Source organism: Elizabethkingia sp. YR214 (assembly GCF_003058195.1).
Lineage (GTDB): Bacteria > Bacteroidota > Bacteroidia > Flavobacteriales > Weeksellaceae > Elizabethkingia.
On sequence record NZ_QBUH01000005.1, the window covers coordinates 51030 to 68588 of the forward strand.

The following is a 17559-nucleotide window of genomic DNA, read 5'->3' on the forward strand; positions in this document are numbered from 1 at the left end:
TCATTCATTTATGTGTAAAAACTGTTGTATATGACAGTTTTATCGGGCAGTCTTTCAGGCTGTCCGTTTTTATTTACCAAGTCTAAATACTACTGCTGACAAAGGGTTGTCACAGTAGTGTTATAAATTTGTAAGCATAAAAGTAAATACTAAGAAATTATGCACTACAAACTCGACACCTTTTATGTAATAGGTATTGCTGTAAGAACAACAAATGAAAATCAGCAGGCAGCTCAGGATATTCCTGTATTATGGAATAAATTTATGGTTGAAAGAATTATGGACCAGATTCACAATAAAGTTGATCATGCGATTTATTGTATTTACACAGATTACGAAAAAGATTATACAAAGCCTTACACTACAATATTAGGGTGCAAAGTAGACAATCTGGATACTATTCCTGAAGGAATGGTCGGAAAAATTATCGAATCTTCTGACTATAGTAAACACACGACCAAAGGAAATCTTACAGATGGTATTGTTTACAATGAATGGCTGAAAATATGGGATATGGATCTCGACAGAACCTATACAGCAGATTTTGAAATCTATGGTGAAAAAGCACAAGACCGTGAAAATGCAGAAGTCGATATATATGTAGCAGTCAAATAATAACATTAGATTATTTATAATATGGCAAAGAGTAAGTATAATGTATACTTACTCTTTGCCATATTATAAAATTCTCAACTCTACTTATGAAACAACACTTATAAACTATTCATCTAAAATTTCAAATAAAAAATTTCTAATCACTATATTGCATAACATAGTATTATGTATATTTACATAATATAAATCTAAAACTATGTACAGTAAAAGAATTTTTTCAGCTCTTCTAGTTCTGTTTGCTATTATTACGCTATACTCTCAGAATTTGGAGCAAAAAACAGATAGTATTATCAAAACTGAATTTGGAGATATCAACGGCCCAGGCGGAGTATTTATGATAACAAAGAATGGAAAACCTATCTATAAAAAAGCGTTCGGAAAATCTAATCTGGAATTAAATACAGATCTGAATACTGAAAGTATTTTCCAGCTAGGTTCTGTAACCAAGCAGTTTACAGCCATTGCTATACTTATTCTTGAAGAGCAAGGGAAACTAAAAGTAACTGATCTTGTATCCAAATATGTACCGGACTACCCTTCCGGAGATAAAATAAAAATTCATCATTTGCTTACTCATACTTCCGGAATCAAAGACTTTACCAAGATGAAGTCTTTATCAGAAATTGCTCAAAAGGAGATGAAACCCAAAATGATGGTCGATTTTTTTAAAAATGAATCCATTGATTTTTCTCCGGGAGAAAAATTTGAATACAACAATGCTGGCTATGTTCTTTTAGGCTATATTATAGAATTAGCTTCTGGGGATACTTACGAAAATTTTATACAGAAAAATATCTTTGATAAATCCGGAATGACAAATTCATATTATGCAAGCGATCGAAAAGTTATCAAAAACAGAGCCTATGGTTATCATCAGAAAGAACATGGCTATGTAAACAAAACCGTTATCAGTTTTAGTGTTCCTTTTTCATCGGGATCCTTAATGTCTACTACAACTGATATGCTGAAGTGGCAAAAAGCTCTTAATCAGAATTTATTGCTAAAACCCGAAAATGCCCAGAAAGCTTTTAGAAAATATAAACTCAATAATGGAGAAGAATTTACTTATGGTTATGGGTGGCATATAAAAGAAATTACAGGGCAACCGACCAGAGAACATGGTGGAAGTATTTTTGGATTTAAAACAATGGGTATCTATTTTCCAAAACAGGATATCTATGTTTTGGGACTTAGCAACTGCGATTGTAATTCTCCTACAAAAATTACGACAGACATTGCTAACCTGGCTATCAAGACCTTAGAAACACAAAGATAGTTTAAGCATTTATTCCGTATCTTTGACCTTTAAAACGGAAAAACACATATGAAGGAGCATCATTACCAGACCAGGACCGAATGGACCGGTAATAAAGGTTCGGGTACGGATCATTATAAAAATTACGAAAGAAGCCACAATATTATTGTTGAACAAAAAGCTATAATTCAGGCATCTTCTGATCCTGCCTTTCTGGGTGATCCAACGAAACATAATCCTGAAGACTTACTGGTTTCGTCTCTCTCGTCATGTCATATGCTTTGGTATCTGCACTTCTGCTCTGCAAATCATATTATAGTGGAGGAATATACAGACACAGCTCAGGGTATAATGCTTGAAGAACAAAATGGAAATGGCTACTTTAAAGAAGTAACACTGAATCCTGTTGTTATTGTTAAAAGCAGCGACATGATTGAAAAAGCTATCGAGCTTCATAAAAAAGCACATGAATACTGCTTTATTGCCAATTCCGTGAATTTTCCTGTAAAACATAATCCAATAGTTAAAACAAAATAAAAAATCAATGAGTTTACTCTACATCAACTGGAATGTAAATCCTGAAATCGTTAATATAGGTGGTGGATTTCCGCTAAAATATTATGGTTTATTATTTTGTATAGGACTAATTCTTTGTTATAATCTTCTTGGGAAAGTATATAAAAAAGAGCAATTAAGTGAAAAAGCACATGAAGCTCTATTTACTTACGCCTTTATCGGAATCCTGGTAGGTGCAAGATTAGGACATTGCTTATTTTATGACTTCGATTATTATTCCCAACATCCATTAGAAATATTCCTACCTATTCAAAAAGGTGAAGATGGTGCTTATCATTTTATCGGATATGCCGGATTGGCCAGCCATGGTGGCATAATTGGTCTGATTATTATGATGATTTTCTATGCCCGAAAATACAAAATACAATTTCTGAGAATTTTTGATATCATTGCTATTGTTGCTCCATTAGGTGGTGCATTTATCCGATTAGGAAATTTGATGAATTCTGAAATAATAGGTACACCTTCTAACTTACCATGGGCATTTATCTTCAGACATGTAGATGATGTTCCGAGGCACCCGGCACAGCTCTATGAAGCAATTTCTTATTTTATTATCTTCTTTTTGGTTTATTTTATTTACCAAAAAGGAATCTTCAAGGCTGGAAAAGGCTTTTATTTTGGAATAAGCATCTGCCTTATCTTCATTTTAAGAATTGCTGTAGAATTTATAAAAGTAGATCAGGTAGGCTTCGAACATGGAATGGTTCTGAATATGGGACAAATCTTAAGTATTCCGTTTATAATACTGGGACTCTTCTTTATCATCAGGAATCTTCTGGGCATGAAGAAACTTCAGACTTCATAAATCAGGCAAAAAGAGCCCCAGTCTAAAAAAAACTGAAATTTTATTTAGCATATTTCTTGGCACCCAGTACACAAAGGATAACTCCCAGAGTGACTGCAATCATGCCTATACTTACTTTCTCATGAAGTAAGGTAGAAGCTAGCGCCAGCGCGAAAAATGGCTGTAACTGCTGTAACTGGCCCACAGCAGCAATACCTCCCTGCGCAAGTCCTTTGTACCAGAATATAAACCCTATAAACATACTGAACAAAGCTACATAAGCAACCCCAACCCACGCGGAAATACTGACTGTACCAATAGATTCAGGGAGCAGAAAAAAAGTTAAAGGAGCAGTAATTGGTAATGCAATAACCAATGCCCACGAAATAACCTGCCAACCGCCAAGGTCTTTAGAAAGCTTTGCGCCTTCGGCATAACTAAGAGCACATAATATAATTGCCAGAATCATTAACAGATCTCCAACTGGTGCAACAGAAATCCCTTGTGCTACAGCATAGCCTACAACCAAAAGGCTTCCTAAAATTGAGAATACCCAAAAAAGAGGCTTTGGAGCTTTCTCTCCACCACGAAAAATTCCGAAGATAGCTGTTGCCAGCGGTAACAAACCTATAAATACAATGGAATGAGCTGAAGTAAAATACTGCAGTGCCATAGCGGAAAGCAACGGAAACCCAACAACACCTCCAAAAGAAACCAGCATAATGGGAACAATTTGTTGTTTTGATGGCCTTTTTTCTTTAAAAATAAGCAGGACAAGTAATGCAATAACTCCTGCTATAGAAGCCCTTGCTGCTGTTACAAAATACGGAGATAAATCCATAACAGCGACTTTGGTAGCCGGTAACGACCCGCTGAAAAGTAAAACTCCTATAAAGCCGTTAACCCAGCCTTTGGTTGTGTTATCATTTGATACACCAGATATTACAGTATCTCTCATCATGTTTTCTTTTTTCTGAATACAAATGTATAGTGTTAAAAAAAATAAATACAGTATCAATTTTTGAAATTTTAATGGATACAGATATATTTGTACTATGAAAAATGATTTCCTGTACAGCTCGATCACACATAAACTTTCTTCTCAGATCAAAAACGGAGTACTGAAAGAAGGCGAACGCCTGCCTTCTGTGAGGACTTTATGCCAGAATCATAATGTAAGTATGAATACAGCCAAAAGAGTTTTTCTGGAACTAGAATCACAATCTCTGATTTATTCGGTACCCCAATCCGGATATTTTGTAAACCAGCTTCCATATCTGCGTTTACCACTTCCTGAAACGAGTAAGCCATCCCCTGTTGCCAGCAGCAATGAGCCTAATGAGCTTATCAACAAGGTATTTACAAATATTGGTCGTGAGGATTTAACGCTTTTTTCTATTGGAGCACCAGACGGTGAACTAATCCCACTACCCCAACTGAAAAAAGAAGTAATACAGGCTACAAGAACTCTAAAAGGAGGCGGAACATCTTATGAATCTCTTCAGGGTAATGTAACTCTTCGTCGCATGATTGCTGTCAGATCTCTTAACTGGGGCGGAAATCTAAATGAAGACGATATTATTACCACCAACGGCGGAATGAATTCTTTATCTTTCTGCCTGATGGCTCTTACCAAACCGGGAGATACAATAGCAATAGAGAGCCCTTGCTATCCGGGAATATTACAACTGGCGATAAGTTTGAGATTAAAAGTACTGGAACTTCCAACCCATCCTGAAACCGGACTTCTGATTGAAGAACTGGAAAAACTGGTTTCAAAAATAGATATATGTCTTCTGATTCCTAATTTTAATACTCCTTTAGGCAGTTGCATGCCTGATGAAAATAAGAAAGCAGTAGTACAACTTCTCTCAAAACATAATATTCCTATTGTGGAAGACGATGTTTATGGAGATCTTCATTTTGGCAACAAAAGACCAAGTTGCTGTAAAGCTTTTGACACAGAAGGAAATGTACTTTGGTGCAGTTCTATATCCAAAACCCTTGCTGCAGGATACCGCGTGGGATGGATTGCCCCGGGAAAATATAAAGACCAGATAATGAAGCTGAAACTGGTACACTCTATCTGCTCCAACTCTATTATCAATGAAAGCGTCGGCAGTTTTTTAAAAAGTGGTAAATATGAAAAACACTTGTGGCAACTTCGGAAAACACTTCAGGAAAACTATTTAAACTATGCCCAAACTATAGCCCAATATTTTCCGGAAGGGACTAAAATAAGTCAGCCCAAAGGCGGGCTTGCATTGTGGGTAGAATTCACTGAAGATATAAATACCGTTGAGCTTTTTGAACTGGCAATGAAAAAGAATATCTGTATTGCTCCGGGGCGTGTATTTACACTTCAGGATCAATATCACAATTGTATGCGCCTTACTTTGGGATTACCGTGGAATGAATCTTTAAAAGAAAAATTAATTGAAGTAGGCAATCTGGCAAAAGCATTGATTAAATAATTATACTTCGGAAAGCATATAAATTAAAACCGGTAGTCCTTGGAACTACCGGTAAAACATATCAGTTTTTTAAACAAACGATGAAATTGTTCTTATGGAAGACTACACCTTTATTTTCAAAGGCATACTTCTTATAATTAATTATATTCTCTTATACATCTAACGGCCATCCCGTGCGTAGGATGTGTTGTCCCTGAAGAGATAGTTCCTGATGGCGTTATGGAAGAGAAGTAAACCAAATCTGCCCCACTCTCGTCTCTTGAGCTTGTCCAATAAAACGCATTCTCTGTACGGCGAGCTGCCAATTCCCCTTGAGCAGAACTCGGAACTTTGGTGGAAGTAACCCGGCGATAACCACCAAAAGGAATAAATAATGCATTCCCCAGCCAACGTCCTCTGCCATACTCATCTCCAAAATCAACACTTGCATTTCCTGCTCTTGTGAATTTATTAAATCCATCTGCCGCATTAGCGGCATCACTCCATTCTTCTTTAGTAGGAACCCTGTAACCACTCGGGCAAGGGTTGCTCGCTCCACCGTTACCACTGGTTGTCCATGAATCGGCAGCAAGTGTAGAAGCTCCGGAAGAAGTATCTGTCCATGGATATAATCCACCCGCGATCCATCCTATTCCTCTCCATCCGATACCATTGGGATTACCTGCCGGAGCTCCCGGAGAATTGAATGCTAATCCCGGATTATACTTCGTATCCTGATCTACGTCCTTAGTAATCCATCTTATATTTTGCTGATTGCCTTGTCCATTACTTCCCCACTGGTATTTGGCACCATGGAATCTTTTAATATTAGTAGTACTGCTTACATCAAATGGATTAAAGTTACCACTGGTATCTACTCCTAGATCATTACACATAAACTCACGCCACACTTTATTGTCAATGGTCATCTGACTTGCGCCTTTTGGCCTTGTATACGCACCACACTTTTTAATTTCAACATTAAGATTTTGTTTATACTCCGGCAGCAATTTAAACGAGGAATTAATCGACTGTGTTTTTGTAACCGCAGGTGTTTTTGTATTATCAGTTATTGTAACATTAGCCGAAAAAGTAGCCGTTTTAGTATTATCAATACTGGTATTGGTGTTAATCAAAACATTATTTAGAGTTTGGCTTTGAGCTTTTGCAGTACCATTAATTGACGTTAGATTAATAACCTTATTTTCATAATCAGTACGCCCCGAGATGATTCCGCCATTAGTCCCGCTGAAGGCTATAGATCCATCTTTAGCATGCGGTATCGTCAGTACTGTATTTGTAATTCCACTTCCTGAAAAAGATAATTGAGAGTCTAATACATTTACATTTACCTTCTCTATTAATGCCGTTTTATGACGAAGAATAATTCCAAGTGTATTATTACCTTTCACAAATGTTTGACTAGGCATCTTTACATACATCATATCAGTATTATTGATATAATCGGCTTTTGCACTACTGATATTACCTTTTTCAGTAGTAATATTGGGTAATGAAGCTGTTGCAAAAGAATATGCTACTATATCATAAGAAATACTATTATCCAACCAAAGATCACCTTCTGCAGGATTAACAAGCTCTACATTGGCACCATTCACTCTATAATCTCTATGAGCAACATAGGCTCCCGGGCTTGTAGAGGATGCACTTCTATAGGCAATAACACGAAACTGCATCCCATTTCCTAGATTATTGCCACTCACAGCCGCTTTTGCACCACTTATAGCTGCCTGGGTATTTAATCCTTGAAAAACCGGGGTAACCTCTGTTGAAACAAAGGTACTTGGATCTATCATTGTAATCTGGGTTTGCACTGCGTTAGAAGGTGATATATTTACTTTTCCAGCCGATGCTGTAAACCCAGGCTCTGTAGCTCCGGCAAAATCAGAACCCAATAGGTTAATTTTTATAGTAGTATTTGCTTTAGAATCAGGATTTAAAGTATTGTCTGTATCATTACTTCTACAAGAAGACAATAGTACTAATAGTAAAGTTATACTTAAACTTTTAAATTTTTCTGTTTTCATATTTGTTTGTTTTTTTAGATAAAATGTTTTTAAAGCATGGGAATTTTCATTAGTGACCTGTAATAGATTCTAATAATAAAAGAAGGCTATTCCCAAATAATTTCCCCAGTTTGAGTATCTGTCCCTTCCCAATCTGTTTTCACAGTAGTATCAGGTTTTACCAGTGCAGATGTAGCGGATATTCCTGCTTCCATCTCAACCAAAACAATCTCAAATACGGGTGGGATATACACGTGCTTTTTACCATGAAATAACATTTCATCTTTCTTTGTTTTTTCCATTTTTGTTTGTGTCTTAAAATTTTTATTTGTCTATTAATAAATTCCTATTCATATGAAACAGGAACTGTGATCGTAAAAATTTACCGCAAATATGAAAAATCATGCCTCTTCCTAAAAGAAAAGGCACATACAATAAAGGAAATAGCAATAAAAAAACAGGTTCATTTTCAGAAAAAAGAACATACAAAAAACCGCAACACGCTAAAAATAAGCACATTGAAAAAAGACACTTATTTGGGCTATGCTTTATTAAAATGGATAGCTATTTTCTGAAATCATACACTAGAAATCAATATTATGCTATAATTTCAGATTAACAAAAGTATTCAGATTTGGTATAATATCTCTTAAAGCTCTCTCTACTCTTTAGAATGATATTTCTTTATATACTCCAAAGGCTTCATTTGGGTATTATTAAAAAATGCAGAAGTAAAAGCCCTTTGCGAAGAAAATCCGGAGAGTTCTGCCAAATAGTAGATTTTAAATTTACTAAAGTTAGGGTCTGTTTTCAACTTATTAATAACATACTGTATTCTAAGATCATTAATGTACTGAACAAATGGTTTGTTCTTATGCCTCTTTATGACAAGTGATAAGTATTTTGTATTACACTGGAATCTATTGGCTATGCTGTATAAGGATGTCTCTTTATCTATAAAAGCTTCCTGTTTTTCAAATTTGCTTAAATGATAGAGAATTTTTTCTTCTGTTTCTGTACTTATGTTAATATCAGCCTGCAGGGTTTCTTTTTTCTCTTCCTGTGAACTATTTATTTTTTCAGACTTCTTTTTATAAATTAAAAAGAAATAAATGACTGCTAATCCAAAAGCAATACAAGCCATTGTTATTAAAATCGGAGTGACTTTAATCGGAGCTGGTTTACTTGCCGTATTGTATATTTCGTTTACAGCATGCTGGTTTTTCTGAGTTCCGTTTAAATATAAGTTTTGATATTGTTGTAAATAATAAAATGCATTTTTACTATCACCCGCTTCCCCATAAGCCTCAGAAAGGCCTTTTAATATCTCTAGTTTTTTATCATAAAAGCTCTCTTCCTTACAATAGCTTAAAGCTTTTTTATATTGTTCAATGGCTTCAGAATATTTACCCTGTGCAGCTAAAAGATAACCAATATCATGGTAGGTAAAAGCCAATTTATAAGTATCGTTGACATTAATAAACTCCAAAGCCTTTTGTGAATATACATAAGCCGAATCGTATTTCTTGGTTTTGGAATAGAGGTAGCTTAGATTCGTATATGCTGAAGGTAGTAATTCTTTTCTGGAGGCTTCGTTACTTACTTTCAAATAGCTATTAATGGCTTTTTGGGCAACAACAATCTTTTTATCCAGTTCCTTATTGTTATCCATTAGTACAAGTAAAGAACCATAAATTCCGCCTTTAATTTCATAAGCCTCATCATTTTGCTTCCTCGAAACCAAAACAAGTGCCTGATCAAGTAGTTCTCTGGATTTGTCCAATAATCCCATCTTAGCGTACTGCGTTCCAAGGATTCTCAACCCCAGTGCCTCCCCTTCGCTATAATTGTTCCTTTTGGCAGATTCAATAGCGGCATTAGCATAATAAATACAGGAATCGGGACTTCCTTTTAAATAAAAAGCAAAGCCTGTAATATAATCAGCCTTTGACACAATATTGAATTTATTAGTCTTTAAAGCTTTCTCTTTTAATACTCTGCTTTCTTTTATTACATTATCAGGAGAATTGTTTACTTCTTTTCTTAATTCATTATACCTCTCATTTAAGTCCTGACAAAATACGAACTGAGAAAAAAGTAATAATACTACTAGTAAGTAAAGGTTTTTCATCATAAATCATTGTGTGTATCATGGAATAATCAGAGTTATTAACCCAGAATATCCGAAAGCAATTATAAAGAAAAAACAAATAATAATCACATAAAAAATATAGTATTCCCCAAATTGTAGATGTATTATGTTTCTATTCTTAATAAAGACATTTTATTTAGGAAGAAGCCAACTTGTTATTTTTATCTTTAATCTTTATGAGATAAACTCTCTCTTCAGATACTTTTTTTGTTAATATATATTTTTTAAAAGACGAATCATTGTATATTAGTCTGGTAATAAATCTTTTAGCTATGAAGACAATTACCAAATTTTGTTTTGTCTTGTTTATAAATATTACAGTATGTTTTGGGTCATTTACCAATCTGTATGGACAAGTTGAAGCTATTCCATTGAGTGATAATAAAGCTATTGCCATAGATTCAAAAGTACTAAAAGAGCAAAGGAGTATCTGGATACATTTTCCTGTAAGCTATAATACTTCAAATAAACGTTATCCTGTATTATATTTGCTTGATGGTGAAGGGCACTTTAAATATGTATCGGAACTAACAGATTACCTTTCAGGTTATGACAGGAACCGTGCACCTGAAATGATTGTAGTTGGGATTGTAAATGTTAGCAGATCACGGGACTTTACTCCCGGAAAGGGAAATAACAACACCTCTGATACAGCTGGAAATTCTAAATTCTTTCAGTTTGTACAGGATGAATTGGTGCCTTATATCGATCAAAATTATAAAACGCAGCCTTACCGGATTCTTAGTGCACACTCCTTAGCGGGTCTTTTCAGTCTGTATGCACAAGCAAGGAATCCACGTCTATTTCAGGCATCTGTTCTCATATCTCCGGTTGTATTATATGGAGAAAACAGAGATATATTAAATCAGTATCAAGCTGCTTTACAGAAAAATAAAAACATTTCAGAGAAAATATTTATTACTCTTGGCGATGAGGATACCAAAAGCACTGATATTCTTAAAAATGTACTCACCTCTGATGCCCCTGCGGGTATTAATTGGAAATTTCAGAAATATAACGACGAAAATCATTTTTCTGTTACCTATAAGAGTATTTTCGATGGATTAAAATTTATTTATAACAATTGGTTTATTGATAATTATAACCCCACAATACAATCTTACTCTGAATTACAATCCTATTTTAATAAGTTGTCTGATGAATTTGGATATAAAGCTGTTCCTCCGGAAGATCTTGTCAATAATCTGGGATACAGACAGCTCCGCTCCGGAAACACAGAAGAAGCAATAAAGTTTTTCAAAGAGAATATCCGGAATTATCCAAATTCCTGGAATGCCTACGATAGTTTGGGAGAGGCTTGTCTAAAAAAGGGTGATAAAAAATCGGCTATTGAAAATTATAAAAAATCTGTAAACATAAACCCTGATAATAAGGACGGAAAAGAAATATTAAAACAACTGGAAAACTAATAATATGGAATCTGTTACTCAAAGCTCTGCTAAAAAGAGTTATACATACTACTTACTTATATTATTGTTCTATATACTGAGTCTTGTTGTATTTATTGCAGTATCTGGTATAACTAAGGAATTACCTGTTGAATATAAGGATTTGACCACTGTAGCTGCTTCATCAGGGCTTACATTTATTCTGGTAATTATCTTTACCAAATGGTCAAAGCTAACGCCAAATATGGTTGGTATTCTTCCTGGAAAATTAACTTTAAAAAGGTTCTTTACAGGTATTTCAATCGGGCTTATGGCTGCAATATTTCAGCTACTAATTTCTCTGCTCTTTTTTCACAGTCACCTGACTTTAAGTCTAAATAGTCTAAGCACAAAAGCAATTATCTTAAATATACTGTTATACTTCTTTGTGGCTTTACGCGAAGAATTTGTTTTCCGATCATATCCTTTAAATGCTCTGAACAATTCACTGAAATCTACAACCTCTCTGCTTATTATTATAATTGTCTTTATTGCTGAACATATCCTGGCTGGTATGAGTTGGAAAATGGCTATTATTGGATCCGGATTTGGAGGTCTTTTGTTTGGTATAGCGGCATTACGTACTAAAGGATTAGCATTACCTATCGGATTACATTTTGCCTGGAACCTTGGACAATGGATTACGGGATTTAAAAACGGAACAGGTATATATAAGGTCATTGTTGAGACTGGATATGAACAGAAAGCTGAAAATATTGGTTTAATGGCATTTGTTTTTGTGATGTGCATTGCAATAGCTATCGTCATATTTCTTACAAAATCACAAAATACTCCCCAGCGAAGTACCCTATAACCTTTAAAAATAAAACATTAATGCATCTTTTATCCTGAGAAACTATCCCGGGATTACAACAGAAGTATATAGACTTACCACTTTCCAACCCAAAGATTCATATAATAACCGCCCTTGTTCTGTAGCAACCAGAATATTATTTTCAATTCCCTTTTTATCTGCTATTTTTTGAAGTTCAGCAAACAAGTAACCTCCTAATCCTTTTCTTTGGTGATGCTGATTAGTTTCTATTCGATCATATATAGCCCATCCGTCAATACATACAACTCTGCCAGAAGAAGCCAGCTCGTTATTTTTATCTTTAATCTTAATGAGATAAACCCCATCATCAGAAATTTCAGTCTCCATAGTATAAGTATCAGCCAATGTCCGGTTTTTAATTTTATCAGAATTATTTTCGCTCATCATCAGATAGCCTTGCGGCTGAATGGTCCATCTATCAGGCAAGATTTCTGTAAGCTCACTACAGGCAGCGCAGACTTTAAGGAAAACCCACGGCTCGTCAATCGATTCTGCCAAATGAATTAAATCTTCATTCAGAGCAGGAAAAACATAACGAGTTTTTTGGTTTTCCCAACCAACCTCTACCTTAAATCCAGACTTATATTTAACCGGCAGCGATACTTCTCTGGATACTGACCAGCCATTTAACCACTTTTCTATAAAAATAGCGGGAACTTTTTCTTTCATCAATCAGAATTTATAAAGTTGAAAAAAGGTACATGATAATATAAATAAAACCATTTACTGGACAAATACTGCCGGCTTTATCTTCTCAATAATTACTTTTTGTAATTTATCTGGTTCTGTATTAAAAATAGTATGCCCTGATTTTTTCATCCAGAACATTCCCTTTTTCGGAGCTTTAACAAATTTATAGTAATCTTCAACAAGATAATGTGATTTCTGTTTATCTCCATTTCCTTCAATAAAATATACCGGAGTATCAATTTCAGGAAGTGTATTAAAAAGACTTCCTTCCACAGATTTTTTCCACATCGGGAACCAGATTGCCAGCCATTTATAATAAATAGGTTTAAAATCTTCCTTTTTAGCAAAATCAACTCCGTTATGAATAAATAACCATTTCTGGGAATAGAATAAATCATCAGGCTTTGTAAAAGGAATATTTATCAGATCGAGTTCTTCCGTTGCTGCCACATTATTCGTTTTAACAGCCCATTTTTTCAGCATATCTACTGTTAATTCTGACGATTTATTTATATCGATAATTGCACTTATCGGAATATAGGCATATAATAATTCGGGATGGTTTTTAGCAATATCAAAACCAAGAACAGATCCCCATGAGTGAGAAGCTAAAAACAGTTTTTCACGCTTAAATCTTTTTAAAAGGTAATTGACAACTTCATAAGCATCATTTTTTAGAAGTTCAGGAGTCAGATCTTGTTGCGTTGAATTTAGTTTTAATGTTTCTCCGGTTTCTCTCTGGTCCCAGTTTATAACCACAAATTCATCCTTCAGCTTATCTGTAAATTTTTCAGAAACAGCAACTAATGAAGTACCAGGCCCTCCATGCAAAAATAGAAGAATCGGTTTTTCTTTGTTATTGCCTTTTATACTAATGAACTGTTTAATTCCTCCGATTGGAATGACTTCAGTAGTATCTATTTTAGCAATATTAATTTTATTATTTTTTTGACTTAAACAAATAAAATATACTGAAAGCAAAATCAATAAAAAACTTTTTTTAACCATTTCTGAATCTCTATTATATTATGATATCGTAAATACAATGATAACAAATTGTATTTATATATGAATATAGTTTATCGAGAATATTTTTGATCTTCTTTAGTCCTATAAAATCACTATAAATTAATGGATATTTTTATTTACACCATTCTGCCTGGCATTTTCTATCTTTATATTCATAAAACAAAACTAATTATAACCTACCATGAAAAATCAACTTTTAACCCGAAATATGCTCCGTATATTTCTGCTCTCCCCTCTGTTCCTCTTTATAAATTCATGCTCTGTCAATAATCAGTACCATAAGGGAAAACTTGTCTGGCAGGATAATTTTAACGATAAAAAAGCATTCAATGTCAAATACTGGAGTAAGATTCCCAGAGGAACTTCTGACTGGGACAGACATATGAGTAATAATGATGAATGCTATGATATGAAGAACGGAAAACTAATACTCCGCGGGATTAATAATACCAGTCTATCTCAGGATACTGCAAAATTTCTTACAGGCGGTATTTATACAAAAGATAAAGTTTCCTTTGGGCTAGGACGCTGGGAAGTGAGAGCTAAGTTAAATGCTGCAAAAGGTGCCTGGCCAGCCTTCTGGCTACTGGCTCAGAATGGCAAATGGCCTGGGGGTGGCGAGGTCGATATTATGGAAAGACTAAATCATGATAGTATTGCCTACCAAACTGTTCACAGTTACTATACACACAAGCTTAATATAAAAGACAATCCGAAACACGGAAGTACCGGAAAAATAAAACCAGATTCTTTCAATACCTATGCTGTAGAACTCCACAGTGACAGCCTTGTCTTCTTTATTAACGGTCACAAAACATTTTCTTATCCCCGCATAAAAACAGATAAAGAAGGGCAATTCCCTTTTACAGATCACAAATACTATCTATTGCTGGATATGCAGCTCGGAGGCTCCTGGGTTGGCAAAGTAGACCCTAAAGAGTTGCCTGTTGAAATGGAAATTGACCGGGTAAGATTTTATAGTTTTGAAAAATCACCTAAAGGCAGCAAGTAATCTGTAAATTCTATATATTTCGTCATAATGTACTGTACCCGCATGAATATTCGTTTCTCTTTTCTTATACTTCCATTATTTACAGCGCTATTCTCAGCTCAAAAGAAAGATGAATGTTATAAAGTATTCTCAGATTCGGTTTCAGGAACAGAATTATACGGCTATAAAACCCAAAATAATGTAATTAAAATACCCGCTAGTTTTATCTCTACTTACTCTGATGAGCTTTGCAAAATGGCAATTGTATTAGACTCAAAAGAAGGATGGATAGGAATAGATAGGAAGGGAGGTAGAATTTTAAGACCTTATATTTATGATAACGGCCCAGACTATGTAGAAGAAGGTTTATTCAGATTTACTGATGGAAAGAAAGTTGGTTTTGCCAATCTTAACGGGGAGAAGATCATTATGGCTCAGTTTGATTTTGCAACCCCTTTTAAGGATGGATTAGCTGAATATTTCATAGGCGGAGAAAGAGTTTATGACAATGGAAAAACAGCCTCGCAGATTGCCCGAAAGGGAGGCTCTCTAACTGATGTTCACTGGAACTGGGGCGGAAATATAACCGAGTCAGGTTATATCAATAAATCCGGACAGAAATTTAAAGAAATAGTTCTCTTAGAAAAGGGTAAAAGACAAGCTATAACCCTCCAAAATAAAAAAGTATTACTCGATAAAAAAGGACAGGTTATAAAGAAATACTAGAATTTTAAATATTCCTCAAATATTATAAAAGGGCACTAACTCTATATTTAGTGCCCTTTTTATATTCATTTGTTTCTTCATTTCGGCAATAACTTTCAGAAATACAAATCATTAAACTTTGAATATTTTTAATAAAAATTTGCCTACTTACTAGTAGGTAAGTATATTTGCATTATGAATACACGTGAAAAAATAATTTTGTTAGGTGATAACCTCATCCGAAAAAAAGGTTATAATGCCTTTAGTTTTGGTGATATATCAAAGGAATTGGGTATTAAAAATGCCTCGATACATTATCATTTCACAACCAAAACAACATTGGTTATTGCCATTATTCAGAAGCACCATATTCTTTTAGAAAAGTTTAAGCGCAAAATAGCGAATGAAAATCCACTTCAAAAACTTAAACAATTTTTATCTGTTTACGCGGTTGCAAAATCTGAAGGGCGCATCAGTATTCTGGGATCATTATCCAATGATTATTATTCATTCGAGCCAGAAGTTCAGGCTGAGCTAAAAATATTAACAGATAATACACTTAACTGGCTTACAGACACTTTAAAAGATGGTAAAAAGGAAGGCTTCTTTAACTATAATATGGATCATCATACAAAAGCATTGATGATTATCACCAATATTCTGGGAGCTGAACATCTTTCGAGAATAACCTACCATCAGAATTTTCAGGAAATAAAAAATACGATTATAAACGATTTAATATCATAACTATGAGACGAGTAGTTGTAACAGGTATCGGTGCAGTGACTCCGATAGGAAATAATATAAATGACTTTTGGGCATCATTAACAGCAGGTAAAAGCGGTGCAGCCCCTATTACCAGATTCGATACTTCAAGGTTTAAAACTAAATTCGGCTGCGAACTTAAGAACTTTAATCCTCTGGATTTTATCGAAAAGGCTGAGGCCCGTAAATATGATCTTTTTACTCAGTATGCATTGGTTGCTGTAGAGGAAGCTGTAAAAACCGGAAATATTGATTTTGAGAAAATGAACAGAAACCGTATTGGCGTAATATGGGGATCCGGAAACGGAGGTATTGAAACGTTCCAGCAGCAAATGACAGAATATATATCAGGGGACGGAACTCCAAGATTCAGTCCGTTCTTTATACCCAAGATGATTGTAGATATTGCCTCTGGGGTTATCTCAATAAAATATGGATTACGTGGTGTAAACTTCACTACAGTATCTGCCTGCGCAACTTCTAATACGGCTATTATTGATGCCTACAATTACATCAAATGGAACAAAGCCGATATGATTATTACCGGGGGTTCCGAGGCTGCAATAACAGAAAGTTCTGTCGGAGGATTTAACTCCGCTAAAGCGCTCTCCACAAACAACGAAAATCCTCAGGCAGCATCAAGGCCATTTGATGTAAACCGGGATGGTTTTGTAATCGGTGAAGGTGCAGGTGCTGTAATTCTGGAAGAGCTGGAAAGTGCAAAGCAAAGAGGCGCCAATATTATTGCTGAAATTGTAGGTGGCGGAATGGCTGCAGATGCCTATCACATCACCGGTACCCACCCGGACGGAGAAGGAGCTTATCTTGGAATGCTTGCCGCTTTGGAAGATGCTGGTATTCAACCACACGATATTGATTACTTAAATGTTCATGCTACCTCTACTCCACAAGGGGATCTTAGTGAACTTAGGGCTGCAGAAAGGGTATTTGGGAGAGAAAATAAGCTGAATATTAGTGCAACAAAATCTATGACCGGACATTTACTGGGCGCAGCGGGTGCCGTTGAAGCTATTACCTGTATTAAAGCTGTGAGCGAAAATATTATTCCACCAACAATTAATACTCTGGAACCGGAACCTGAATACAAAGACGTATTTGACTTTACACTCGGTAAAAAGAAAAACAAAGAAGTCATCTATGCTATGAACAATACATTTGGTTTTGGCGGCCACATCGCCACAAGTATCTTTAAAAAATATGTAGAATAAAA

17 protein-coding genes are annotated in these 17559 nt (G+C 35.0%); 11 read left to right on the forward strand and 6 right to left on the reverse strand.

The window, feature by feature from the left end:
* Positions 1-159: 159 nt before the first annotated feature.
* From C8J95_RS10970 to lgt, 4 genes are all read left to right on the forward strand, one after another.
* The gene (locus tag C8J95_RS10970) at positions 160-615 is read left to right on the forward strand and encodes a GyrI-like domain-containing protein (protein ID WP_107808380.1); all 456 of its coding nucleotides are present in this window, start codon (positions 160-162) and stop codon (positions 613-615) included.
* Between the two features lie 196 nt (positions 616-811).
* On the forward strand, positions 812-1891 hold the full coding sequence (locus C8J95_RS10975; RefSeq protein WP_107808381.1) for a serine hydrolase: 1080 nt from the start codon (positions 812-814) through the stop codon (positions 1889-1891).
* 48 nt (positions 1892-1939) lie between these two features.
* Positions 1940-2407: an OsmC family protein gene (locus C8J95_RS10980; RefSeq protein ID WP_107808382.1), complete on the forward strand. Its 468-nt coding sequence runs from the start codon at positions 1940-1942 to the stop codon at positions 2405-2407.
* A 7-nt stretch (positions 2408-2414) separates the two neighbouring features.
* On the forward strand, positions 2415-3254 hold the full coding sequence (gene lgt, locus C8J95_RS10985) for a prolipoprotein diacylglyceryl transferase (protein WP_107808383.1): 840 nt from the start codon (positions 2415-2417) through the stop codon (positions 3252-3254).
* A 40-nt stretch (positions 3255-3294) separates the two neighbouring features.
* Here lgt and C8J95_RS10990 read toward each other — a convergent pair whose 3' ends face one another.
* Positions 3295-4191 carry a DMT family transporter gene (locus C8J95_RS10990; protein WP_107808384.1) on the reverse strand — a complete coding sequence of 299 codons (897 nt, stop codon included), beginning with the start codon at positions 4189-4191 and terminating at the stop codon, positions 3295-3297.
* Between the two features lie 97 nt (positions 4192-4288).
* Between C8J95_RS10990 and C8J95_RS10995 the strand changes: the two genes are divergently transcribed.
* Positions 4289-5707: a PLP-dependent aminotransferase family protein gene (locus C8J95_RS10995; protein ID WP_107808385.1), complete on the forward strand. Its 1419-nt coding sequence runs from the start codon at positions 4289-4291 to the stop codon at positions 5705-5707.
* 137 nt (positions 5708-5844) lie between these two features.
* Here the strand turns inward: C8J95_RS10995 and C8J95_RS11000 are convergent, their stop codons facing one another.
* From C8J95_RS11000 to C8J95_RS11015, 3 genes are all read right to left on the reverse strand, one after another.
* On the reverse strand, positions 5845-7734 hold the full coding sequence (locus tag C8J95_RS11000) for an FISUMP domain-containing protein (protein WP_107808386.1): 1890 nt from the start codon (positions 7732-7734) through the stop codon (positions 5845-5847).
* Positions 7735-7820: 86 nt separating this feature from the next.
* A complete protein-coding gene (locus C8J95_RS11005) occupies positions 7821-8015 on the reverse strand; it encodes a hypothetical protein (protein ID WP_107808387.1) in 195 nt (64 codons plus the stop codon).
* Between the two features lie 359 nt (positions 8016-8374).
* The gene (locus C8J95_RS11015) at positions 8375-9847 is read right to left on the reverse strand and encodes an AraC family transcriptional regulator (protein WP_107808389.1); all 1473 of its coding nucleotides are present in this window, start codon (positions 9845-9847) and stop codon (positions 8375-8377) included.
* Between the two features lie 290 nt (positions 9848-10137).
* On the opposite strand from C8J95_RS11015, the gene C8J95_RS11020 reads away from it, so the two are divergent.
* Together C8J95_RS11020 and C8J95_RS11025 are read left to right on the forward strand one after the other, a co-directional pair.
* Positions 10138-11295, forward strand: coding sequence for an alpha/beta hydrolase-fold protein (locus C8J95_RS11020; RefSeq protein ID WP_107808691.1), 1158 nt, complete (start codon positions 10138-10140; stop codon positions 11293-11295).
* A 4-nt stretch (positions 11296-11299) separates the two neighbouring features.
* Positions 11300-12127: a CPBP family intramembrane glutamic endopeptidase gene (locus C8J95_RS11025; RefSeq protein WP_107808390.1), complete on the forward strand. Its 828-nt coding sequence runs from the start codon at positions 11300-11302 to the stop codon at positions 12125-12127.
* Between the two features lie 42 nt (positions 12128-12169).
* On the opposite strand, the gene C8J95_RS11030 is transcribed toward C8J95_RS11025, so the two are convergent.
* Both C8J95_RS11030 and C8J95_RS11035 read right to left on the reverse strand, forming a co-directional pair.
* Entirely contained in the window at positions 12170-12817 is a 648-nt protein-coding gene (locus C8J95_RS11030; protein WP_107808391.1) for a GNAT family N-acetyltransferase, read from the reverse strand.
* A 54-nt stretch (positions 12818-12871) separates the two neighbouring features.
* Entirely contained in the window at positions 12872-13825 is a 954-nt protein-coding gene (locus C8J95_RS11035; protein WP_255412782.1) for an alpha/beta fold hydrolase, read from the reverse strand.
* Between the two features lie 223 nt (positions 13826-14048).
* On the opposite strand from C8J95_RS11035, the gene C8J95_RS11040 reads away from it, so the two are divergent.
* The 4 genes from C8J95_RS11040 (at position 14049) to fabF (ending at position 17557) form a co-directional block, all read left to right on the forward strand.
* Positions 14049-14879 carry a glycoside hydrolase family 16 protein gene (locus C8J95_RS11040; RefSeq protein WP_107808393.1) on the forward strand — a complete coding sequence of 277 codons (831 nt, stop codon included), beginning with the start codon at positions 14049-14051 and terminating at the stop codon, positions 14877-14879.
* A 42-nt stretch (positions 14880-14921) separates the two neighbouring features.
* On the forward strand, positions 14922-15584 hold the full coding sequence (locus C8J95_RS11045; RefSeq protein WP_107808394.1) for a WG repeat-containing protein: 663 nt from the start codon (positions 14922-14924) through the stop codon (positions 15582-15584).
* Positions 15585-15758: 174 nt separating this feature from the next.
* On the forward strand, positions 15759-16310 hold the full coding sequence (locus C8J95_RS11050) for a TetR/AcrR family transcriptional regulator (protein WP_107808395.1): 552 nt from the start codon (positions 15759-15761) through the stop codon (positions 16308-16310).
* Positions 16311-16312: 2 nt separating this feature from the next.
* Positions 16313-17557, forward strand: coding sequence for a beta-ketoacyl-ACP synthase II (fabF, locus tag C8J95_RS11055; protein ID WP_107808396.1), 1245 nt, complete (start codon positions 16313-16315; stop codon positions 17555-17557).
* The last annotated feature ends 2 nt before the right edge of the window (positions 17558-17559 follow it).